We start from the raw sequence: 22,688 nt of genomic DNA, 5'->3' as shown, positions 1-22,688 counted from the left end.
AACAAGTCCCATTCTTCCCGGTCAGACGGGCATCTCGTCTTTAATTACGGCCCAGCACCGACGCCCTCATCGGTGGATCAAGGCTAAGTGTAAGAGGGCGTGACGTTGTTGTCTCGGGCCGCGGCGCTCAGCTACGCCCACTCCGCTCGGCGAAGGATTCCCGCTTCTCATGCGTGAGCGTGGTCAACAGGGCGAGGGCGTCGGCGGAGGGCCCATCGGCGGGCGTGTAGACCTCGAGCCGATGATCCGGGGTGTCGGCTTGGAGCCAGACCTGAAAATTGACGGTCAATGCGCCCACTAGCGGGTGCTGGAAATGTTTGGTTCCCCCGGTGCACTCCGCCACGTGACCGGATGCCCAGAGCGCGGCGAAGTCGGCATTCTTCATACACAATTCACCGATGAGCTCGGCCAGTCGGGAGTCATTGGGGTACTTGTCGCTGATCAGTCGAAGGTAGGCGACGTAGGTGCGGGCCTCGGCCTCCCAATCCGGGTGGACGTCTCGCACTTGCGGGTCGAGGAACAGCAGCCTCGGCAACGATGGCCGGGTCCGAGGATCGCTGGTATCGAATGGCAGATGCGGGGCCAGCAGCAGGTGCCCCGTCGGGGTCCAGGCGAGGGCGTCGTTGCGCCGACCCAGGAGCACCGCCGGCTGAGTTCCGAGAGATTCCAGCATCGTCAGCGAGAGCGGGTGAGCCTGCTCCGGGCGAATGCGCGGTGGTGCTTTCATCGTGGAGGGCTTGGCGAGGTCGAGCAAATGCTCGGTCTCGGTCTGCGATAAGCACAGGGCGCGGGCAATTGAAAAGAGTACCTCGTCCGAGGCGTTGTGTGCCTGGCCCTGTTCGAGGCGGACGTAGTAGGCCACGGAGACCCCGGCGAGCTGAGCGACCTCTTCACGGCGCAACCCGGGCACCCGGCGGCGTTTGCCCCAGTTGGAAATACCGGCCACGCCCGGGGTCACTGCATTGCGACGAGACTTCAAGAACTCACCGAGGCCGCCTGACTGGGGTGTGCTGCTCATGCAACCAAGGTACGCAGGTCCGTTGTTTCTAACGTATCCCTGACAGTGGTACGAACCCCGGTCGCACGATCAACGGGTGACTGGCTGGCACCGTGAACGGCGTCGAGACTGGGTACCAGCTTGGCCCGGCCGTCGGTGGGCGAGGCTTCGTCGATTTGTCTGGAGGATGACACATGGAAAACTATCGCTCGACCGCGCTCATCGTCGGTGTCAACGGCATCGTCGGTTCTCAGATCACGCGTCAGCTTGCGATTCGCGGGGATTGGGACGTCTATGGGCTGTCGCGCTCGGCCCACGAACTGCCGGCGGGTGTGCGTCCCGTGCTGGCGGACCTGCAGGACGCGGACAGCGTAGCTCAGGCACTGAAAGACCTCCGACCCACGCACGTCTTCTTCACCGCGTGGTCACCGCAGGAGAACGAGGCCGAGAACATTCGTGTCAATGGTGCGATGGTGCGCAACCTTTTCAACGCGCTTTCCCCGGCTGGATCGGTGAAGCACGCCGCGCTGATGACCGGGTTGAAGCATTACATGGGTCCGTTCGAGGCATACGGGACCGGTGAGATGAGCGAGACGCCGTTCCGGGAAGAGTCCGAGCGGCTGGATACGCCGAACTTCTACTATGCGCAGGAGGACGAGTTGTTCACGGCCGCCGAGCGCGATGACTTCACCTGGAGCGTGCACCGGGCACACACGGTGACCGGACACGCCGTGGGTAACGCAATGAACTTCGCCCTCACCCTTGCCGTGCACGGGGCAATTGCCCGCGAGACGGGCACCCCGCTGGTCTTCCCCGGCACGGAGCTGGTGTGGAACTGCCTCACCGACTTCTCCGACTCGCGGGTCGTTGCGGATCAAATGATCTGGGCAGCCACGACTCCCGGCATCGGTAACGAGGCGTGGAACGTGACCAATGGCGAAGTGTTCCGCTGGCGGTGGCTGTGGCCCCGCCTCGCCGATGCTCTCGGCGTCGACTGGGAGGCCCCCGGTTCCGAGCCACGTCCGTTGGTCGAGCAGATGGCCGGGAAGGAGCAGCTCTGGGTCGAGATCGCCAGCAAATACGACCTGGCGGAAAACCGCCTCGATCGTGTCGCGTCGTTCTGGCACACCGACGGCGATCTGGGCGTCGAGGTCGAGGTCGTTGCCGACATGGCCAAGAGCCGCCTTGCGGGGTTCGGCACCTACGTCAGCACCGAACGGGCATTCCTCGAACTGTTCGATCGCTACGAATCAGACGGCCTGGTGCCCCCGCGGCCACGACAAGTCTGATCGCATGGGAGGCCGGCTCCCCGCCCGGTTTGACACCCCAGGTGCCGTTAGAGCCCTTGGCCACTTGCGAAAGGGTCCTAACGGCGCACCAAGTGTGTGAACGGGTTCTAGTGGCACGGGCAGGACTGCGCCGGCAGGGGCGGCGTACCCTGTGTACCAAGCGGAACATGGTACGGGGGGCGTCATGGAAACTGTGCGAGTGACTGCCGGACTGATCGAGTACGGGGACACAGGTGGAGATGGCCCGGTTCTAGTGCTTCTGCATGGCGTCAATATGGATGGCACAGTCTGGACGCCGGTATTAAACCGCCTGCCGCCCAACTTTCGCGGCATCACACCAACTCTGCCCCTCGGCAGCCACCGCCGGGCCATGGATCGACCCGAACTGGTTACCCACCACGGGGTCGCCGCCATGGTGGGTGAATTGTTGGAAGCACTTGATCTGCATGATGTCACCCTGGTGCTCAATGACTGGGGCGGAGCTCAGTTTCTTCTGGCCGACGGCCCTAAAGATCGGGTTGCCGCGGCGGTCCTCGTTGCCTGTGAAGCCTTCGACAACTTTCCACCGGGGCGTCCCGGGAAAATGATTGCCACCAGCGCTCGAGTCCCCGCATTTCTCTGGCTGGCCATGCACATGCAGCGATTCCGCTGGTTCCGCCGCGCGCCAGGCGGTTGGGGGTGGATGATCAAAAGCCCGATCCCCAAGGACGTCATGGACGGATGGTTTGGACCCGCCCAGCATGGTTCCAGAGTTCGTCGCGACTTGCGGTGCTTTGCACTGTCCACGCCCTCGCGGGCAGAGCTTTCCGCGCTCGCGGACAGATTGCCGGCTTTTGACCGCCCGGTTCTGATCGTCTGGGCCACGGAGGATCGATTGATGCCACGGGAACATGGGCCTCGGTTGGCTGCGCTCTTCCCGCAAGCACACCTCGTGGAAGTCGACAACAGCTACACGGTGGTGCCCATGGACCGGCCGGAGCTACTGGCTGCGGAGCTGACCCGCTTTGTCGAGGGCACCAGAACCATCAAATAGCCAGGTGAGACGGTGGTTTACATGTCGAGTGGTAATTCGCCCATACTGATTCCATGGCTCAGCAGATTTTGACCATCGGCCTCATGGCCGACCCAGGTCTTCCCGAGGTGGTTGCCAGGTCCGTAGCCAGCTACGTGGAGCGTGATCTGAACCGAATCAGCGGGTCTGAGCCCGTTGAGTGGCGAGTGGATGTCAGTCCCGAGACTTTTCCGTTGACCGCAGAGAACGAAATCCCGCTTCTGAAACACGCTCCCGGTTTGAAACGCGATCATGAATGGGACTACATCGTGTACCTCACCGATCTGCCCCGTTCTCTGAACAACAATTCATTGGTGTGCGAGGTGGACGCTACGGGCGGCACGGCCTTGGTCTCCCTGCCAGCCTTCGGCGCCGTCGGGATTAGGTCCAGGACTCGGCGCGTACTGACCAGGCTCGTAAGGTCCATGCAAAAGGATGCTTTAGGGGGCTCGAGCGCGGACCCAAGCCCGGGCGTCTTGGGCCATAGAAGGTGGCGGCGGATCCAGCACGAGAATGATCGGAACCACTATGACGTGGTGCTCACCGGCCCCATGAGTCGACCCAAATTGCTCGCGGGCATGGTTCGTTGTAATCGCCCCCTGAGACTCTTGCCGGCCCTGTCCAGTTGTATGGCAGCGGCGGTGGCCACCGGCGGTTTCGGCATTTTTTATGCCTCCATCTGGAACATGTCTGACGCGCTGTCCACGCAACGCATGGCCATGATCAGTGTTTTCGTGGTCACCGCGTTCAGTATTTGGCTCATTGGCCACAATGGATTGTGGAACCCCCTTAAGGGTGCGTATGACCAGATGCGGAGTGGGCTCGACAACGCCGCGACCGTGATTACCGTGGGCGTGGGGATTGCCGTGATGTACCTGGTGATTTGGGCAATGCTGCTCGCCGTCACGCTTGCCGTGGTGGACGCGGAATACTTAGCCGGTGACGTGGGGCATTCGGTCAATTTCACGAATTACATGGATATCGCCTGGCTGGCTTCGGCTCTGGGAATGATGGGAGGGGCCCTGGGCCTCAACTTCGACAGCGAAAGTGCTATCAGCGAGGCCACCTACACCCGCAGGGAGTACGTGCGGCGCCGGCTGGCCAAGAAGCGAGAAGAACAGGACTGACCGTGCACGGGCGGTGGTGAAGAGGATGGCCGTTGACCATTGCCCCGCCGACGATCTACGCGATTTGCGGGTCGACGACGCCGCTCGCCCCCTCGAGCGTGCCCACGCGCCTCGAGTCGTGTCGACAACGTCATTGCGTCAGACAGCTATCAACCCGGAGGGCTCGCTGTGCCGCCGGGATTCCCTCCGCGCTGAGCATCCATGGCGCGGGCGTGGGCCATGGATTTGAGCCCGCCGGCGATGATCGTGGTGCCGACGATCGGCCCGAAAACCCACGCCGCCGGGTACCAGATGATCAACATGACCAACCCCACCGCCACGTTGGACAACCAGTACCCGCCGATCGCCACGAGCGCGCATGGAGGCTTTGAACCGATCAACCGAAAGGTTGATTTACTCATCTCATCCTCGCTGAGCAGGGCGCCGTCCCCATAGACTCCCAGGTGGACGCCGCATTCGTGGCGCGTAAGCCCACGGTGCCGAGCGCCCGCCTCCCCGGAACGGGGCGCCCAGTGGCATCAGATGACAGGTGAATCATGCCCTCCACTGATACCCGGTCCCCACAGACGCAGTCGCGTAGCGGCAAGAAGCCCGGCGCCGTTCGTTGGATCGTTCCCATTGTGCTGGTTCTGGCGTGGCTGGGTGTCATGGGTGTTGGTGGCCCGATCTTCGGCAAGATCTCCGATGTGGTCAGCAACTCGCAGGCGGACTTCCTTCCCGTTGACGCGCAGGCCACCGAGGTTCAGGACCGGATCGGTGATTTCAGTGACTCGGAAGGTATCCCCGCCATCATCGTGGCCGAATCCGAGGGCCAGATTTCGGACGCCCAACTGCGTGACGTGGCTGAGGCCACCCAGGGGCTGACCGGCATCGACCAGGTCACCCAGGTGTCCCCGCCCATCCCGTCCGAGGACGGCCAGGCCGTGGAAATCATTGCCCTGGTGGACGCGGAATCGGACACGGCTACGGTCGTGGAGGAAATCCGGACCGAACTGGATGATCGCGCCGTGGAAGGCCTCACCGTGGCCGTCACCGGTCCCGCGGGCCTGGTAGCAGACCTCAGTGGAGCGTTCGCGGGTATTGACGGGCTGCTCCTGCTGGTTGCCTTGGTTGCGGTCCTGGTGATCCTGGTTCTGGTCTACCGCTCACCCATCCTGCCCATCCTGGTGCTGCTCACGTCCTTGGCGGCCCTGTGCGGTGCCATCCTCACCGTGTACTGGATGGCCAAGGAGGAGTTCATCACCCTGAGCGGCCAAACCCAGGGCATTCTCTCGATCATTGTGATCGGCGCAGCCACGGACTACGGCTTGCTGTACACCGCTCGATTCCGCGAGGCCCTGCATCACACCGAATCCCGCTGGCGCGCTACCCGTGTGGCTTGGAAGGGGACGTTCCCCGCGGTCCTGGCCTCCGGCACCACCGTGATCGCCGGTTTGCTGTGCCTGCTGCTCTCGATGCTCGAATCCAACCGCGCGCTGGGTCCGGTGACCGCTATCGGCGTGGTCTTCGCGATCCTCGCGGGCCTCACGCTTTTGCCCGCATTGTTGGCCATTTTCGGCCGCGTGGCCATGTGGCCGCGCATGCCCAAGGTGGAAAACGTGCCCGAGGCACACCAGCAAGCCGACGACCTTGAGCACGCGAAAGGCCTGTGGCCCGCCGTCGCCCGTTTGGTCGACCACAAGTCCCGCACCGTGTGGATCGTGTGCGCGGTTGCCCTGGGCATCGCCGCGGTGGGTGCGTCGCAGCTGGACGCCGGCGGCGTCCCCGAGTCCGAATTCGTGCTGGGGGAGTCCGAGGCCCGCGACGGGCTGGCCATCATCGATCGGCACTTCCCGGGCGGCGCCGGCGACCCCGCCTACGTACTCGCCTCCGAGGACAAGGCCCAGGACGTGGCCGAGCAGCTCGCGGACGACGACGGCGTGGCCTCCGTTGCGTTCAACGCCCAGGACTCACCGAGCGGCACCCTGCCGTACCCCGCGCCCCAAGCCGGCCCGCTGGCCAATGCCCAGCCGACCGTGGACGGCGGTCAGGTACTGATCCAGGCCACCCTGGCGGACAACACGGACTCGGCCGCGGCACAGGAAACCGTTCAGCGCCTGCGCAACGATCTCGCCGGCGTGGACCCCACTGCGCTGGTGGGCGGCACCACTGCCGTGCAGGTGGACACCATTGCGGCTGCCGAACGCGACCGCGCACTGATCATCCCCATCGTGTTGGCCGTGATCCTGTTGATCCTGATCGTGCTGCTGCGCAGCTTCCTCATGCCGTTGCTCCTGGTGGTCACCACGGTGGTGTCCTACTTGTCCGCACTGGGTGTGGCGACCGGAATTTTTGTCCTGTTCGACATCAACCAGGCCGACCCCACGGTGCCGCTGTTCGGGTTCGTGTTCCTGGTTGCACTGGGCATCGACTACAACATCTTCCTGATGAGCCGCGTGCGGGAAGAAGTGGTGCAGATCGGCCACCGCAAGGGTGTTCTGGTCGGGCTGGTGACCACCGGCGGTGTGATCACCGCGGCGGGCGTGGTACTCGCGGCAACGTTCGCGGCCCTGGCCGTGCTGCCCATTCTGTTCTTGGTGCAGTTGGCCGTTGTGGTGGCCATTGGTGTGCTGATGGACACCGTAATTGTCCGCTCGCTGTTGGTCCCGGCCCTGGCATTGGACATCGGCCCCAAGTCCTGGTGGCCCTCCCGCATCGGAACGCCCGGCAAGCACCGCAAAATGGAAGCAGCTACGGACGGGTAATTTTAGGCCCTTACCCCGCGAGGATAGACTGCATCTCATGCCCCAAAAGCTGATTGTCGTTGCGTTCGCCGTGTCACCCGAGGACGGAGCCACCGAGTCCGTGCTGGAACGGATCGAACGTTCCGGCGGCGTGGTTGACTCGCACAACTGGGTGCGCGTGACGGATTCCGCGTCCGGCGGCCAGGCCACGGACGTGGAGGGATACAACGCCCTCACCGTGCATGTGGAGGCCCCGTCCCCGGAGGCGCTGCGTGAGGCATTGCAGCCGAATCGTCTCGAACAGATGCTGCCCGGTGTGGACCTCAACGTCATTGATGCACGCTGGTTCGACAACTCCGTGCGCAAGTTGGTGGTCACGGACGTGGATTCCACGCTCATCCGCCAAGAGGTCATTGAAATGCTGGCCGCTCATGCGGGGCTCGAAGCGGAGGTCGCCGCGGTCACCGAGCGGGCCATGCGCGGGGACATCGATTTCGAGCAGTCGCTGCGCGACCGCGTGAGCGTTTTGAAGGATCTGCCGGTTTCGGTCATTCATGAGGTCTCGGCGTCCGTGCGCTTGTCCCCGGGGGCCACGGTTCTGGTGAAGACCCTGCTGGGGTCCGGTCACGCCGTCGCGGCGGTCTCCGGCGGCTTCAACCAGATCCTGGACCCTTTGGCACAGAACTTGGGTCTCACCAGGGCTGCGGCCAACACCCTGGAAATCGAGGGCGGCGTGCTGACCGGCCGCGTGGCCGGTCCCGTGGTGGACCGCGAGGCCAAGGCCCGTTTGTTGAGGCAGTGGGCGGAAGAAATCGACGTCGCTCCGGAAAACGTGATTGCCGTGGGTGATGGCGCCAACGACATCGACATGTGTCGCGCCGCGGGTTTGTCCGTGGCCTACCGGGCGAAACCCGCTCTGCGCGAGGTGACCGATACGCAACTGAACATCCCCAATTTGGACGCGCTGCGCTTCTTCGTGGATCTGTAACCGGTCGTGGCTGTGTTCCCGGTGTGCCCGACTGCTTGTCACCTCCCGCTCACGTTAGAGTTGCGTCCATGAGTGCTGTCCTGGAACTGGTGGACGTCAGTGTCGTCCGCGGCGAGAAAACCCTGTTGGATTCGGTGAACTGGACCGTTCAAGACGGTGAACGCTGGGTCATTCTCGGCCCCAACGGCGCCGGTAAATCCACGCTGTTGTCCATTGCCGCCGCCCGACTGCACCCCACGACCGGCATGGTGGACATTCTGGACGAAATTCTGGGCGCGGTGGACGTGTTCGAGCTGCGCCCGCGCATCGGCGTCAGCTCCGCCACCCTGGCCACCCAGATCCCGCACGCGGAAACCGTCCGTAATGTGATCGTCACCGCCGCCTACGGTGTGACCGGTCGCTGGCGTGAAGAGTACGACGAGTTCGACGACGCTCGCGCCGTGGAACTACTCGAGGCCTGGGGCCTGGACGATCTCGCCGAGCGACGCTTCGGCACCCTGTCCGAGGGTGAACGCAAACGAGTTCTGATTGCCCGCGCCCTGATGACCGACCCCGAACTGTTGTTGCTGGACGAACCGGCCGCCGGATTGGACGTGGGCGGTCGCGAAAAGCTTGTGGCCCGTTTGGACGAGCTCGCCAAGGACCCTGCGTCACCGGCCGTCGTGATGGTCACCCACCACCTCGAGGAAGTCCCGGACGGCTTCACCCACGCCATGTTGCTGCGCGAGGGCAAGGTGGTTGCCGCCGGGCCGGTCGCGCAGGTCATGACCCAGAAGAACCTGTCCGAGACCTTCAACGTTCCATTGAAGCTCGTGAAGGTCGGCGACCGTTACGCCGCATTCGCGCGGTAATCGAGTCTCACGGTGCTGAACCTCTCCCTGTCCGCGGCAGCCCCCATGCAGCTGTTCGGAGAATCCGGAACCATTCCCTTCGAGTGGTGGCAGGTCGCCCTGATCCTGGTGGCCGGTGTGTGGGCCGGTCTGATCAACACGATCGTGGGCTCCGGCACGCTGGTGACCTTCCCGGTTCTGGTGACCATGGGTGTGCCACCCGTGACGGCGTCCATGTCCAACGCGATGGGTTTGATCGCCGGCAACCTGACGGGCGCGTGGAGTTATCGCAGCGAACTCGGGGGAGTGAAGCACACCCTCAAGAAGCTGATTCCGTGCTCCCTGCTGGGCGGTGTGATCGGCGCTTCGTTGCTGCTGACCCTTCCCGAGGAAGTCTTCGGCGTGGCAGCTCCCATCCTCATCGTGGTGGCGCTGCTGTTCGTGATCTTCCAGCCGCGCTTGCAAGCCCTGGTGCGGCGTCGTAAGGCCCAGCAAGAGGCCGCCGCCGCGGACACCGAAACCAGTGGCGGGGAAGTGGACCCCGACCGTGCCAAGCAACCACTGGCCCTGTACTTCCTGGTGTTCTTCGCCGGCATTTACGGCGGGTATTTCGTGGCGGCCCAGGGCGTGCTGCTCGTGGGCATCCTGGGCGTGTTCCTGCTCGCGTCCATGCAGGCGGCCAACGCGGTGAAGAACGTGCTCGTGGCCGCGGTCAACATTGTGGCGGCGCTGTCCTACATCCTCCTGGCCTTCGACCGGATCAACTGGTGGGTTGTGCTGTTCATTGCCCTGAGCTCCACTCTCGGTTCGTGGCTGGGCGCCAAGATCGGCAAGCGGCTCTCGCCCATTGCGCTGCGTACGGTGATCGTGATCCTGGGCGTGGTGGCGCTCGTCAACATGGTCTCCCAGCTGTTCTAGAAGATTGGCCATGACACAGACCCCCTTTGAAGAGCGCATCGTCCGCCTGACCGATCCCAAAGATCCCCGCGTGGCCGATTACACGAGCCTCACGGACGTGGCCCTGCGCCGGAAGATCGAACCCGAGCGCGGGCTCTACCTGGCCGAATCCGCCAAGGTGCTGCGCCGCGCCCTCGACGCCGGCCACCAGCCCCGCTCGTTCTTCATGGCCGAGAAATGGCTTGACGGCATGCGCGAGATCCTCGACGCCTACGACGTTCCGGTGTTCGTCGGCTCGGACGAGGTGCTCGAACACATCACCGGTTTCCACCTGCACCGCGGGGCCATTGCCGCCATGCATCGCCCGGCTCCGCTGCCCTTGGCCGGTGTGCTGGACTCGGCCCGGCGCGTGGCCATTCTCGAAGACATCGTGGACCACACCAACGTGGGCGCGATCTTCCGTTCCGCCGCTGCCTTGGACGTCGACGCCGTTCTGGTCACCCCGCGCTGCGCCGACCCCTTGTATCGGCGGGCCGTTCGGGTGTCGATGGGAACCGTGTTCCAGGTTCCCTGGGTGCGCCTCGAGCACTGGACCGCGGACCTACAGGTCCTCAAGGACGCGGGTTTCCTTACGGCGGCACTGGCTCTGTCGGAGGAGGCTGTGACCATTGACGAGTTGGCCGCGGAGAAGCCCGAGAAGCTCGCCCTGATTCTCGGTACCGAGGGCCAGGGGCTCGGGGATGCCACGCTCTATCACGCGGATCGTCACGTGGTCATTCCCATGAGCCACGGAGTGGACTCCCTCAACGTCGCCGCCGCCAGTGCGGTTGCGTTCTGGGAAACCCGACCGCGCTGACCCGTGTAGTCCGGGTGCGATGGCTAGCATGTACATCCGGATCTCCACGGTTATATAATGAGTTATATAACAAAGGGGGTGGGACCATGGCCATGACAAGCGTTGATTTGGACCCTGGGCTCATTGAACGAGCCAGAACACTCACGGGCGAGAGGTCGAACCGCGCAGTCCTCGATTTAGCTCTCCGCCGTCTCATAGCGTCGAAACAGAAGGGTGCGATGATCGATGGAATTGCTGAGTTGACGGACCTTGAATCTGAACTCGGCGCCCCCACCAGCAACGTGCCCAGTTCAGAGCGCGCGATGTCGTGACCGACTACTTGGTGGACAACTCGGTGTGGGCAAGGTTGGCATCGGGTGATCAGAAAATCACAGCTCGGCTGCGTGAGATTGAACGTACGCCGTCGGATCTTCTGGTGACCTGCCCGCCTCAGGTGCTGGAATTCTGCCATAGTGCTCGCACACCGGAGCAATACAAACGCTACCGTCAGCAGATTTCCCTTGGATTCCCGCTGGAACAAGCTCCCGACGAGTCGCTCGTGTTGGATATCCAGAATGCTCTCTGGAACTCGGGGCTTGTGCGTGCCGCTGGCTCCCTGGACATCCTCATCGCGGGGTACGCGATTGTGAACAGCGCGACTGTGCTCGCTGCCGACCGGAATTTTGATCACATCGCCAAGGTCAGCGATCTCCGCCATGAGTACGTTGCGCCATTGTCCTAGTACCGAGGGAAGCAGTAAATCGTGCCCCCCGGAGACCCTCCTCTCGCGCACACAGTGACATCTGAGGTAGAGGTTCGCACCTCCGGTGCCCCGCAAACATTTCCGGCAGATGTTCGCGACCAAACCTGCCGGTATGCGACGAACCTCTTCCCTAAATGTTTACACTTACGATTCTCGGCCTCAGATGTCACGGCCGGCGGGTAGAAGGGGCTCCCAGACTCTGAGACGCCGCAGGGGCCGCTCCCTGATGGGAACGGCCCCTGCGGGGTAATCGTCACCCGATCGGCCGGGTCACGCATGACCGGCTGCGGGTGTTACCGCGTGATCCACACCCCGCGCTTGGCGGTCCAGTGGGCGGTGAAACCCTTGGAGAAGCGCTGCTGCACCTCTCCGTTGGAGGCCCTGTACTCGGAGGTGGTGGGCCAACCCCAGCCGCGCTCCATGCCCGCGGACTTCCATCGCTGCCCGATGGCACCGTTTTCCTGAACGGCATGAGCACCCGTGTTGGAGGACCAGAGCACCTTGTTCTGCTTGGTGCCGTTGCGGAACAGCTGGTAGGCGCCGCCGGAGACGCGGCGTTCGTCGCTGGCGGGGAAGCCGAGTCCGCGTTCGCGGCCGTTGTTGATGAAGCGCTTACCGATCGCCGTGGGGTTCTCCACGATCTGGGCTCCGGTGGAGGAGTGCCAGTAAATGGTGGTCTTGCGACCGCTCTTCACGAACTCCTGGTAGCGACCACCGTTGGCGGCGTTGGCCTCGTTCATTACGGGGTTGCCCCATTTGGCGGCACCGCCGGTCGCGCGCCACTTGGTGCCGATCCCGCCCTTGGCGGCGAAGTTCGTGGACTGCACCTGCCCGGTCAGGGCCACGGCGCGAACGGCCGCGGCGGGATTGATCTGCAGGGATCCCAGGGGACCGGTAGAGGTGGACTTGAGCACCTGCTCGATCCGCGCCGGGGTCAGCCCGGGGTTGGCCTGCTTCATAAGCGCAACGGTGCCGGACACCAGCGGCGCTGCCATGGACGTGCCGTACTGATTGCCGTACGTGCCAGCGCCGGGAGTACTCACGCTGCTGTTCACGGTGGACAGCAACGGGTACTGAGCTGTGCCACCGGGGGCCAGGACATCAACGACCGCACCGATGTTCGAGTACCCGGCCGGAACTCCGTTGGGACCGGCCGCGCCCACCACAATGGTGTTGGCGCAGTTGGCCGGAGCGGTGCCCGCGGCGTTCACGCCACTGTTACCCGCGGCAACCACCACGGGAACCTTGCGGCCCACGGCCGTGTTGATCGCGGCCTGCAGCGTGTTGCCGCAGTTTCCCGGGTAATTGAGGGACATGTTGATCACGGTGGAGGGATTGGGGTTGCGCGGCTGACCGGCAACGGTCGCTCCGGAAGCCCAGGACACGGCGTCGGCGATGTCCGAAACCCAGCCGAAGGTGCACTTGCCCAGCACACGGACCGGCTGGATCCTGGCGCCGGGGGCCGCGCCGGCAATGCCCACGCGGTTGTTGTTGGTGGCCGCCGCGGCCAGCCCTGCCACGTGGGTACCGTGCCAGGACGAATTGCGCGCGGGGCTGCCCGTACCGCATTGACCGGCGGCGGACCGATCGCCCTCGTCGCGGGGGTTGGCATCGCGGCCGTTACCGTCCACGGACAGGTCCGTAGACGTGATGAAGTCGCGCCCGGTGACCACCTTGGAGTTGAGGTCCGGGTGCGAGGTGATGCCGGTGTCCAGGATGCCGATCGTCTGACCGTTACCGCGGGAGAGGTCCCACGCACCGGGGAAGTCGATTCCCCGGCTCTTGGTGTTGGCCCACTGGGCGGACTGCATGTACACGTCGTTGGGCAGCCAGCTGGCCGCGGCCAGGCGGTCCGGCTCGGCGTACTCCACGGCCGGGTCCGCGCGGAGCTCGTCCACGACCTTGTCCTGTTCGGCCTCGTCGAGTTCGCGGTCCAAGCGGACCACATCCGCGTCCGCAACGGTCGTCTTGACGTGTTCGGTGACCTCCGGGGTGGCGCCCGGTTCGGTGGCGAGAGCCTCATCGGCGGCGGACTCGACCACTTGTTCCTTCACGGTCTCGGCGGCGGCCGGTTCCCGGAACTTGACGATCACGCGATCGGTTTCCTTGGGCGGCTGAGCCGCCGAGGTGGTGGCCGGGGATTCCGGGCCGTCCACGGGGGCCGCCGCGGCGGGCTGCAGGGAGAAGGCCAAAGCGGCCGTCACGGCCAGGGGGAGAGTCACTGCGCGCAGGCGCGGTCTACGTACCGTCATAGGGCGGGGGACCTTTCAAGGGCCCGGGCTCGAGCGGGGGAACTCGGTCGTCAACAATCCCGGGTGATGGAGGGGGGTAGGCCCATCATAGGGAGCCTCTCGCGGAATTCTCAGCTACGGGTGTTACGTGTCGCGCCCGATCAGAGGTGGCCTCCCCCAGCAAAAAACGCCCCGGGACAGCACAACGCCCGGTTCGAAAAACCGAACCGGGCGTTGGTGGCAGTTCCAGGATCAGCTGGAGGACTTGCCGAAGTTCTTGAAACGCTGGTTGAAGCGCTCCACGCGACCAGCGGAGTCCATGATGCGCTGCTTGCCCGTGTAGAACGGGTGGGACTCGGAGGAGATTTCAACCTCGATGATGGGATACTCGTTACCGTCTTCCCAGGTCTCCGTCTTGGAGGAGGTGGCGGTGGAACGAGTCAGGATGACCTTGCCGGAAGCGAGGTCACGGAACAGCACCGGGTGGTAGTCCGGGTGAATTTCAGCCTTCATGGTGTCAACCTTCTGTAGGTGCCTGGATTTTGCCAGACACGGCGTTGCTCGGATAGTGGTGATTTTGGGCGCTCACGCGCCGCGCACCAATCGGTCAGTGTACACCCGCGGTCCGCGCGCGGTCGATTGGCCCCGGCTAGGATGGCTGCGTGGTTGCCGCCCCCCTGTTCACCTCCGCCCGCCCGTCCACTTCTTCCCGACGACGCCGCTCGGCAGCGTTCCTGGGCACTGCCCTCCTGGTGCTCACGGCCTGTTCGGACCAATCCGAACCGGCTCCCACCCCGGAGCCCACGCCCACCGGACCGATTGCGGATGTAGCGCGCAATGCCCCGCTGCACTCCGTGGATCCCGCCCAGGTGGCACAGGCGCGAAAACCACCGGAGACCTACCCCGGTAGCGCCACGAATGCCGGCGGGCCGGAAGCCACGGTCACCCTGCGCGGAGGTGAGCAGGGTGAGGACTACCGGCACGGTTCCGTGGGACTGTCCCTGGAGGCCACGGATCTGGCGGATCAGCGGTTGAACGGGGACAACCCGGACCTGGTAAGCGTCCTGGATTCACTGAACGAACCCACGGTGCGCTTTGGCGGTAATTCCACGGACCGTCGCTTTTTCTTCACGGCCTCGGACGAACCGATTCCCACCGACTGGCCGCTCAACGAGGGTGAGGAAATCACCAAGGTCACCCCCGATGACCTCAAGCGCGTGGCCGAGTTGGCCGAACGCACCAATTCATCGGTGATCCTCAGTGCCAACCTGGCCCGATACGACCCCGAGCGAGCGGGAGAGCTCGCCCACCACGCCAAGGAGGCGTTCGGCGAGCGCCTGGTGGGCCTGATGGTCGGTAACGAGCCCAATGGGTTCTACCAGGGTGCGGGCAATGATCTTACGATCAAGGGCCCGGACTGGGATCAGGAGACCTACGCCAAGCAGCTGACGGCCTACGCGAAAGCCATTCATGACAAGGTGCCCACCCTGCGCATCGTGGCTCCGGCTGCGTATTCGGCCGACTGGTGGAACACGGCCGCTGACGCCCCGAACACCGATCCCATGGCCTTGGCGGTCCACCAGTACCCGCTCTCCGAATGCGGGACCCAATGGGAACATCAGCAACCCACCGTGGCGAACGCCGTGGATCCCGCCACCCGGAACAATATCGACCGGCTGGTGGATGACGCCGCCCGGGATGCCGCGGAGCACAACCTCCCGCTGTGGATCACGGAGACCTCGCTCTCGGCGTGTTCGGGTTCCAATGAGATCACCGAAACCCAGGTGGCCGCGGTGCACCAGGCCGAGTACTCCATGCGGGTTCAGGAACACGGTGCCGAACGAGTGGCCGCGCACTCGTCCTTGGCACCGTGCCGGGGTGGGGCGCCCATGTCCGTGTTGTGCTCGAGCGGAACTCTGGCCAATCCGGGGGAGGCGTTCTCCGTTCGTGCCAACGGTCTGGCGCTCGCGCTGATTGCGAGCATTCCCGAGGGCAACATGGTGGAGACCTCGACCTCCACGGAGAACCTCACGAGCTACGCGGTGGAGCACGGTAACGGCACGGTGTCCGTGGTGCTCACCGACTACCGCGACCCCGCCACCGCCAAGGACCGCACCACGAACCTCACGCTGCCCTACCGGGTGGACTACGCCACGCAATCCCAACTGCGCGGCCCGTCCTGGACCGCCGAGTACCCCGTAGCCAGCCTGTTCGAGGATCACGCGAGCGACAGCGGTGGTCCCAGCACCACGGCAACGGGCGGCGCGAGCGGCGCGGCGGCGTCGGCGTCGTCGGCACCCGAATACCCGGCGGATCCGGACGTGGCTCTGAGCGTGGAACGGGCCCTGCACACCGCGCCGCGTAACGCGGTGAGCGTGGACGGTTACGGCCTGCCCATCACCCCGGTGGGGGTGCGCCCCCGCGTGGGCGGGGTGAAAGCCGGCAGCAAGAATTTTTCGGTGACCCTTCCCGCCGGATCCACCACGGTGCTTACCCTGAAGAAGACCCAGCCGTCCCCGAGCCCCCAGGAGAGCCAATGACCAGTACCCGCAGACATGGCGAATACAAGGTGATGGGCGGCAAATTGGTGGTTGCCGACCTGTCGGTCGCGGCCGGGCACCTGGCCGAGGTCTCGATCAACGGTGACTTCTTCCTGGAACCGGACGAAGCGCTCGGCGACATCAACGCCGCGCTGAACGGGCTGCCGGAGTCGGCCGCCCCGGACGAGATGGTCGCGGCCATCGAGACGGCCCTTCCCGCCGACGCCGTGCTGTTCGGTTTCGACGCCCGCGCGGTCGCGATCGCGGTGCGGCGAGCCCTGAGCAGGGCCACCGGCTGGGCCGACCACGCATGGGAGGTCATCGCCCCGCAGGTGCGCCCCACCCTGGAGAACCTCGCGTTGGACGAAGTGCTCGCCCGGGAGGTGGGCGAAGGCCGGCGCAATCCCACCCTGCGGCTGTGGGACTGGGAGGACCCCGCCGTGGTGATCGGTTCGTTCCAGTCGGTGCGCAACGAGGTGGACCCGCAGGGCGCCGAGCGCCACGGCATAGACGTGGTGCGTCGCGTGTCCGGCGGCGGGGCGATGTTCATGGAGGCCGGTAACTGCATCACGTATTCGCTGTACGTGCCGCAGTCGCTGGTGGACGGGCTGAGTTTCGCCGATTCCTACCCGTTCTTGGATGCGTGGGTCATGCAGGCGTTCCGGTCCATGGGCCTGGACGCGCATTACGTGCCGCTCAATGACATCGCCACGCAGCACGGCAAGATCGGGGGAGCGGCGCAAAAGCGGTTCGCCCACGGCGGCATGGTCCACCACGTGACCATGAGCTACGACATCGACGCGGACAAGATGACGGACGTACTGAGAATCGGCAAGGAAAAACTCTCGGATAAAGGCACCCGCTCGGCCAAGAAACGCGTGGACCCGCTGCGGCGGCAAACCGGCATGAGCCGCGCGGATGTGATATCCACCTTGAGCAATTCCTTCACCGCCCGATATGACGCGGTGGCGGGTGAGATTACCGCCGAGGAACTGGCGGCGGCCCGCGACCTGGTGCGGTCCAAATTCGCCACACCGGACTGGATCAACCGCGTACCGTAAGATGTGCAAAAGTAACTGCCCTAGTAGGGCGGGCACAGCACGACCGAATGACCCCCCACCCCTCGGAGCGCCCATATGTCCCTGAATGACTTCGACTACCACGAAGAAGAGCGCAGGCCCCACAAGAAACACACCGGCCGCAATGTTCTCCTGGTGTTCTTGGCTCTGGTTCTGACGGTCGCCGTGGTGGCCGGTTTGTTCGTGTGGAACCTGGGTCGTAACTTCGACCGCGGTTCCAGCTCCATCGAGTCCGCGTTCCCCGCGGAAACGGATCGCCCCGAGAAAAACTCTGCGCAGGACGCCGGTACCACGGTCATGCTGCTGGGCTCGGACCAGCGCCCGGAGGGTGAAGACGCCACCGTCACGGGCTCCCGCGCGGACTCCATCATGCTGCTGCACATCCCCGATGACGGCGGTGAAATGTACATCATGTCCATCATGCGTGACACCTGGGTGAACATTCCCGGCGTGGGTGAGTCCAAGATCAACGCCGCGCTGGACCAGGGCGGTATGCCGCTGATGGTGCAGACGGTCGAGGAGCATTTCGGCACCCGTATCGATGAGGTCGCTCAGGTGGACTTCGCCGGCTTCGAGGGCCTCACCGACGCCCTGGGCGGAGTGACGGTCAACGTGCCGCAGTCCTTCACCACCCGTGAGGGCCAGAGCTTCCAGCAAGGCCCGCAGGACATGGACGGTGCAACCGCCCTGGCCTTCGTCCGCGAGCGCTACGCGTTCCAGGACGGCGATTATCAGCGCGTGCGCAACCAGCGCGCGTACCTGCAGGCCATGATCAACAAGCTGGTCAGCTCCGAGACCCTGACCAACCCCGTGAAGATCAACGACGTGGTCAAGCAAATTTCTCCCTACCTGACCGTGAGCGACGGGTTGACCGCCAACTGGATCATCCGTCAGGCCCCGGACCTGGTGGGGCTGAACAACAGCGACATCCAGATGTTCACGGTTCCCACCCAGGGCACCGGAACCTCGGCCGATGGGCAGTCGATCGTGGTGGCCGATACCCAGGCGATGCAGGAGATCGGCGAGGCGATGGCCAACGGTACGTTGGACGAGTACGTGAGCACCCTCCCCGCAGGAGACCAATGATCGCATTCCTGTTCTGACCCCCGGCCCGCTCGAACCCCCTCGAGCCACGCCATCCCCCATTTCCTCTTGACCCCGCGAGAGGCCCATGCAGCCCCCTGACACCGAGCTACGTCTCCTGCTCCTGACCAGTTCCTACTGGCCGGAACACTCCCCACCGCAACGCCGCTGGACGTCCCTGATCACCACCCTGTGTGATCAGGGGTGGGCGGTGTCCGTGGTGGCCCCGGTGGCGCATTACGGCCCGGGGCCGGACTACAATTCGGACACCAAGGGCCACGCCTGGCGCGTGCAGCACGGCTTCCTGGGGGAGCGGATCTACCGGGTGCCGCACCTGCTGCTGGGAGACAACAGGATCTTCAAACTGGCCAACCAAGTGATTGGTGCCGCCGGTTCGGTTTTGCGGGGCGTTGCAACCGGGCGCCAGGACGCGGTGGTGGTCACGGCGCCGTCGTTGCCGTTGCTGGGGTCGGCCTTGTTGGTGGCCCGGTTCAAGGGACTGCCGCTGGTGGTGGAGATGCGGGATGCGTGGCCCAATTTGGCCGAGGACGCCTCCCTGGTGCGCGGCGGTTCAAAATCCGTGATCAACAGTGCCGTGGAGTACGTGCAGAATCGTGCGGATCTGGTGGTCACCGTGACCGAGGGCTTCGCCCGCACGTTACGCGAGCGCGGGGTCGCCAACGTGGTGACCGTGCGCAACGGAATTCTCATGGACCGCACGCCACACTTGGACGCACCCCCGTTCGACCGGGAGCGGCTGGAGGTTCTGTACCTGGGCAACCACGGCGAATCCCAGGCCCTGGACGTCCTCATTCGCGCCGCGGCGCTGGTGGGTGAGGACATGCGCCTCACGTTCGTGGGCCACGGAAGCCAGAAGCCGGCGTTGCGTCGCCTGGCCATGGACCTGGGTGTCAACGTTCGGTTCCTGCCCCCGGAATACCGGGAGGCCGTGTTCGAGCGCTACCGGGAAGCGGATTCGTTGGTGATCTCGCTCCGCGACGACTGGAAGTCCTTCGAGGACACCATTCCGTCCAAGACGTACGAGGTGCTGGCCATTGGCAGGCACATCACCGGTATTGTGCGCGGTGAGGCGGCCAATGTCCTCACGGAGGCCGGCGAGGGAGACATCGTGGGGTGCAAGCCCCAGGAGATCGCCGATTTGTGGCGGGGGCTGGTGGCCGATCGTGGGCGGTTGCAACCGGCCGGATCCGGCCGGGCCTGGGTCCAGCACAACGCCGAGTACTCGGATCTCGCGTGCCAGTACAGCGAGCTGTTGCGCGAGACGATCCACGAGCACCGAACCCACCCCCCACAATCCCTCGGGCGCCGGATCGCTCGCGTGGGCCGGGCGGCCGTGAAGGTGGCCCGTAATGCCCGCTCGGTCAGGAGGTCTGCCTGATGGCGGGACGCGCCCTGCAACGCGCGCGGGAACTCACCACCAACGCCTGGGTCACCGCCTCGACCATTGCTCACCACGTGACCGATGATCCCGTGGTGTTCTGCCTGCAGGTGTCTCGGCGGCTGCCCTCGCGGGTGGTGCGCTCCGTCGCCGCGGGATTGTCCCGGTTGCCGGCGGGCACGTTCCCGGCCGCCCGCGGGACGGGCCTGCACATCCTGGGCAACGACGACGCCGCTGCCGCCACCTTGCGAGCCGCCTCGCGGTGCGCGGGCGCATCCGCTCGGCGCCGGTGCGCTGAAGTGGCGCTGACCATGGGGGAGATACCCCTGACGGAGGCTCTGCTGTCCGAGTTACCGGCCGCCACTCGGGGCGCTGCGGCAACCCGAGCGCGAGTGGCCTGGTACCACGGTGACGTGGACGGCGCCGTCGGCGGGCTCGAGTCGGCCCGGAGGCACGGAACTGCTACCCGTGGCGAGCGTGCATTGCTGGCGCGGCTGGCCGCTGAGCGAGATCTGCTGGGGTCGTTCACACCGGTTCTGCCACGCATCGACGGCTATCACCCGCGACCGGCCACCGTGCTGTACGCGGTGACCAACTCCCTGCCCCACACGGCCAGCGGCTATGCCCAGCGGACGCATTCCCTGTTGAGTGCCATTCGGGACGAGGGCTGGGATGTGCACGCGGTGACCCGCCCCGGTTACCCCGTGCAGGTGGGCAAGATCCTGGCTCGGGGAACCGACGTGGTGGACGGGATCCCGTATCACCGCATCATGCCGTTCAACCTGGCACCCACGGTTACGGGCCGGGTGCAGCAGCACGCGGAGGCCCTCTTGGCCCTCGCGCTCAGGGTTCGCCCGGCTGTCCTGCACACCACCACGCATTACGTGAACGCGTTGGCCGTGCGCGCCGTGGCGGGGGCGCTGAGGATTCCATGGGTCTACGAAGTCCGCGGGCTGCTGGCGGACACGTGGGCGGCCACGCGCTCACCCGCGGCCCTCACATCCGCCCGTTACGAGCGCTTCCAGGCGCGGGAGGCCCAGGCGCTGAACTCCGCCGATGACGTGGTCACCCTGGGGACGCACATGGCCGATCGCGTTCGGTCCACCAGTGGAAACCCGTCCTCGCCGGTGCGTCTGGCGCCCAACGGCGTGGGCGGGCCGTTCACGGAGGAGCCGGGGGAGAAGGCGAGCGCGCGGCGTCGTACCGGGTTACCCGCGGACAGGTTCCTGGTGGGAACCGTGACCTCGGTGGTGGACTACGAGGGCCTGGACGATTTGGTGCGTGCCGTGCACATTGCTCGTGACAGCGTGCCGTCCGTCCTCGCGGTGATCGTGGGTGACGGCGTGGCCCGGCCAGGCCTGCAACAATTGGTCTCCGACCTGGGATTACAGGAACACGTGAGGTTTTGTGGACGAGTTGATCGAACCGAAACGGTCGAGTATTTCAGATCACTCGATGTCTTCACGGTGCCGCGTAAGGACCGCACGGTGACGCGGGCGGTGACGCCGCTGAAGCCGGTCGAGGCGTTGGCCTCACGTACCGCCGTGGTGGCCAGTGACCTGCCGGCGTTGCGTGAGGTAATTCACGATGGTGAGACCGGTCTGTTGATTCCGCCGGATGATTCGGTGTCATTGGCGGCCGCATTGGTCGAGTTGGCGCGTGATCCGCAGACCCGGCAGCGGCTTGCTACCGCGGGTCGCAACTGGGCGCTGGAAAATCGCACGTGGGCGGTGACGGCAAAAGAGACCGTGAAGCGGTACGGTGAATTGACTGAAAATGTCCCCCAACTAGTCGACGACGTCGCAGACCTTCAGGAGCCGAGCGCATGACTAACGTGCCGTCCGATGCCTCCGCATCGCCCGCTCCGTGGGACGGTTCCCCCGACACCGGGAGCACTCGAGTCAGCGTGGACGGGGCCACGCCTGAGACTGCACGGGGCCCCGAGACCGCGCACCGGGCAAAGGTGGAGACTTTCAATCCGAACCAGCTTCAAGCAGTCGGGGCTCGGCCACCGTTGGGGGAGTACCTGCGAGATCTGTGGGGATCGCGGCACTTCATCGTGTACGACGCCAGGGTGCGGTTGGCGGTCAGCCAGGATCACACGCTTCTAGGCAAGGCCTGGATAGTTCTGAACCCAATCTTGTTAGGGCTCACGTTCTATGTAATATTCGGCCTGTTGCTTGACACCTCACGGGGTATCGACAATTTTGTCGCGTTCATTTTCCTGGGCCTCATCATGTTCACGTACTCCATTCGGTCTGTGGTGGCGGTGTCACGTTCCATGCAGTCCGGAAAGGCACTCGTTAAAGGGTTCATGTTTCCACGTGCGGCACTTACTCTGTCGATCGTGGTTCGCGATGCCATGACGCAAGTGTGGGCGATCGGCGCGATGCTCGTCATGGTGCTTTTGATCCCACCGCTGGAACCGATTAGTTGGACGTGGGTCCTCCTTATCCCGGTTTTCCTCCTCCAGACAATCTTTAACTGGGGATTAGGTATGCTTCTCGCTCCGCTGGTGAACAGGGTCCCGGATGTCTCAAATTTGATGGCCTTTTTCATGCGCCTGTGGATGTACGCCTCGGGAATTTTCTACGAACCATCCAGATTTGTACAGGATGAGCGCATTCTTGCCTTGTTCCACTTCAATCCGCTGTATCAAGTGTTGTCAATCAGTCGATCGTTGGTTCTTCGTGCCGAGATTCCACCCTTGAGCTCGTGGACCATCCTGGCATCGGCGTCGATTGTGCTGTGCATCCTTGGATTTCTGATGTTCTGGCGTAATGAGGAGAGCTACGCAGATGAGCGTTAATCGTCATTCGCCGTCCGAGTCCGCTGCTGGTCGTCATGGACGAGCTC

Annotated in this window: 20 protein-coding genes; 16 read left to right on the top strand and 4 right to left on the bottom strand. The window is 64.6% G+C overall.

The window, feature by feature from the left end; translation table 11 throughout:
- Positions 1–127: 127 nt before the first annotated feature.
- On the bottom strand, positions 128–1,018 hold the full coding sequence (locus ABEA06_RS08810) for a helix-turn-helix domain-containing protein (RefSeq protein ID WP_345311235.1): 891 nt from the start codon (positions 1,016–1,018) through the stop codon (positions 128–130).
- Positions 1,019–1,191: 173 nt separating this feature from the next.
- On the opposite strand from ABEA06_RS08810, the gene ABEA06_RS08805 reads away from it, so the two are divergent.
- The 3 genes from ABEA06_RS08805 to ABEA06_RS08795 all read left to right on the top strand — a co-directional run bounded on the left by ABEA06_RS08805 (position 1,192) and on the right by ABEA06_RS08795 (position 4,464).
- On the top strand, positions 1,192–2,286 hold the full coding sequence (locus ABEA06_RS08805) for an SDR family oxidoreductase (protein WP_345311234.1): 1,095 nt from the start codon (positions 1,192–1,194) through the stop codon (positions 2,284–2,286).
- Between the two features lie 199 nt (positions 2,287–2,485).
- On the top strand, positions 2,486–3,319 hold the full coding sequence (locus ABEA06_RS08800) for an alpha/beta fold hydrolase (RefSeq protein ID WP_345311233.1): 834 nt from the start codon (positions 2,486–2,488) through the stop codon (positions 3,317–3,319).
- Between the two features lie 569 nt (positions 3,320–3,888).
- Positions 3,889–4,464, top strand: a complete 576-nt coding sequence (locus ABEA06_RS08795) for a hypothetical protein (protein WP_345311232.1) — start codon at positions 3,889–3,891, stop codon at positions 4,462–4,464.
- A gap of 149 nt (positions 4,465–4,613) precedes the next feature.
- On the opposite strand, the gene ABEA06_RS08790 is transcribed toward ABEA06_RS08795, so the two are convergent.
- Positions 4,614–4,865: a hypothetical protein gene (locus ABEA06_RS08790; protein WP_345311231.1), complete on the bottom strand. Its 252-nt coding sequence runs from the start codon at positions 4,863–4,865 to the stop codon at positions 4,614–4,616.
- Between the two features lie 135 nt (positions 4,866–5,000).
- Here ABEA06_RS08790 and ABEA06_RS08785 point away from each other — a divergent pair, with 135 nt between their 5' ends.
- The 7 genes from ABEA06_RS08785 to ABEA06_RS08755 all read left to right on the top strand — a co-directional run bounded on the left by ABEA06_RS08785 (position 5,001) and on the right by ABEA06_RS08755 (position 11,479).
- Positions 5,001–7,208, top strand: coding sequence for an MMPL family transporter (locus tag ABEA06_RS08785; RefSeq protein WP_345311230.1), 2,208 nt, complete (start codon positions 5,001–5,003; stop codon positions 7,206–7,208).
- 37 nt (positions 7,209–7,245) lie between these two features.
- Positions 7,246–8,175: a phosphoserine phosphatase SerB gene (gene serB / locus ABEA06_RS08780; RefSeq protein ID WP_345311229.1), complete on the top strand. Its 930-nt coding sequence runs from the start codon at positions 7,246–7,248 to the stop codon at positions 8,173–8,175.
- A 68-nt stretch (positions 8,176–8,243) separates the two neighbouring features.
- Complete coding sequence (locus ABEA06_RS08775; RefSeq protein WP_303383224.1) at positions 8,244–9,026, top strand: ABC transporter ATP-binding protein; 783 nt, start codon at positions 8,244–8,246, stop codon at positions 9,024–9,026.
- A gap of 45 nt (positions 9,027–9,071) precedes the next feature.
- Positions 9,072–9,923, top strand: a complete 852-nt coding sequence (locus ABEA06_RS08770) for a sulfite exporter TauE/SafE family protein (RefSeq protein WP_303383226.1) — start codon at positions 9,072–9,074, stop codon at positions 9,921–9,923.
- 10 nt (positions 9,924–9,933) lie between these two features.
- Positions 9,934–10,758 (top strand): TrmH family RNA methyltransferase, encoded by an 825-nt coding sequence (locus ABEA06_RS08765; RefSeq protein WP_345311228.1) that lies wholly within the window; start codon positions 9,934–9,936, stop codon positions 10,756–10,758.
- A gap of 86 nt (positions 10,759–10,844) precedes the next feature.
- The gene (locus ABEA06_RS08760) at positions 10,845–11,069 is read left to right on the top strand and encodes a type II toxin-antitoxin system VapB family antitoxin (protein WP_345311227.1); all 225 of its coding nucleotides are present in this window, start codon (positions 10,845–10,847) and stop codon (positions 11,067–11,069) included.
- Entirely contained in the window at positions 11,066–11,479 is a 414-nt protein-coding gene (locus ABEA06_RS08755; RefSeq protein WP_345311226.1) for a PIN domain-containing protein, read from the top strand. Before ABEA06_RS08760 ends, ABEA06_RS08755 begins: the two co-directional genes overlap by 4 nt.
- Before the next feature lie 314 nt (positions 11,480–11,793).
- On the opposite strand, the gene ABEA06_RS08750 is transcribed toward ABEA06_RS08755, so the two are convergent.
- The gene (locus ABEA06_RS08750; RefSeq protein WP_345311225.1) at positions 11,794–13,752 is read right to left on the bottom strand and encodes a S8 family serine peptidase; all 1,959 of its coding nucleotides are present in this window, start codon (positions 13,750–13,752) and stop codon (positions 11,794–11,796) included.
- 231 nt (positions 13,753–13,983) lie between these two features.
- Positions 13,984–14,244 (bottom strand): type B 50S ribosomal protein L31, encoded by a 261-nt coding sequence (locus ABEA06_RS08745; RefSeq protein ID WP_016998141.1) that lies wholly within the window; start codon positions 14,242–14,244, stop codon positions 13,984–13,986.
- A 149-nt stretch (positions 14,245–14,393) separates the two neighbouring features.
- Here ABEA06_RS08745 and ABEA06_RS08740 point away from each other — a divergent pair, with 149 nt between their 5' ends.
- The 6 genes from ABEA06_RS08740 to ABEA06_RS08715 all read left to right on the top strand — a co-directional run bounded on the left by ABEA06_RS08740 (position 14,394) and on the right by ABEA06_RS08715 (position 22,641).
- Positions 14,394–16,271 (top strand): cellulase family glycosylhydrolase, encoded by a 1,878-nt coding sequence (locus tag ABEA06_RS08740; protein ID WP_345311224.1) that lies wholly within the window; start codon positions 14,394–14,396, stop codon positions 16,269–16,271.
- Positions 16,268–17,332 (top strand): lipoate--protein ligase family protein, encoded by a 1,065-nt coding sequence (locus ABEA06_RS08735; protein WP_345311223.1) that lies wholly within the window; start codon positions 16,268–16,270, stop codon positions 17,330–17,332. The genes ABEA06_RS08740 and ABEA06_RS08735 overlap by 4 nt, the downstream gene beginning before the upstream one ends.
- Before the next feature lie 75 nt (positions 17,333–17,407).
- Positions 17,408–18,436 carry an LCP family protein gene (locus ABEA06_RS08730; protein ID WP_303382987.1) on the top strand — a complete coding sequence of 343 codons (1,029 nt, stop codon included), beginning with the start codon at positions 17,408–17,410 and terminating at the stop codon, positions 18,434–18,436.
- 85 nt (positions 18,437–18,521) lie between these two features.
- Positions 18,522–19,832 carry a glycosyltransferase family 4 protein gene (locus ABEA06_RS08725; RefSeq protein ID WP_345311222.1) on the top strand — a complete coding sequence of 437 codons (1,311 nt, stop codon included), beginning with the start codon at positions 18,522–18,524 and terminating at the stop codon, positions 19,830–19,832.
- Positions 19,832–21,661 (top strand): glycosyltransferase family 4 protein, encoded by a 1,830-nt coding sequence (locus ABEA06_RS08720; protein WP_345311221.1) that lies wholly within the window; start codon positions 19,832–19,834, stop codon positions 21,659–21,661. The genes ABEA06_RS08725 and ABEA06_RS08720 overlap by 1 nt, the downstream gene beginning before the upstream one ends.
- A complete protein-coding gene (locus ABEA06_RS08715) occupies positions 21,658–22,641 on the top strand; it encodes an ABC transporter permease (RefSeq protein ID WP_345311220.1) in 984 nt (327 codons plus the stop codon). Before ABEA06_RS08720 ends, ABEA06_RS08715 begins: the two co-directional genes overlap by 4 nt.
- Positions 22,642–22,688 lie beyond the last annotated feature (47 nt).

Origin of the sequence: Kocuria gwangalliensis (genome assembly GCF_039544365.1) — a bacterium.
GTDB lineage: Bacteria > Actinomycetota > Actinomycetes > Actinomycetales > Micrococcaceae > Kocuria > Kocuria gwangalliensis.
Note: the sequence above shows the minus strand (reverse complement) of the source record. Positions and strands in the feature narration are given on the sequence as shown.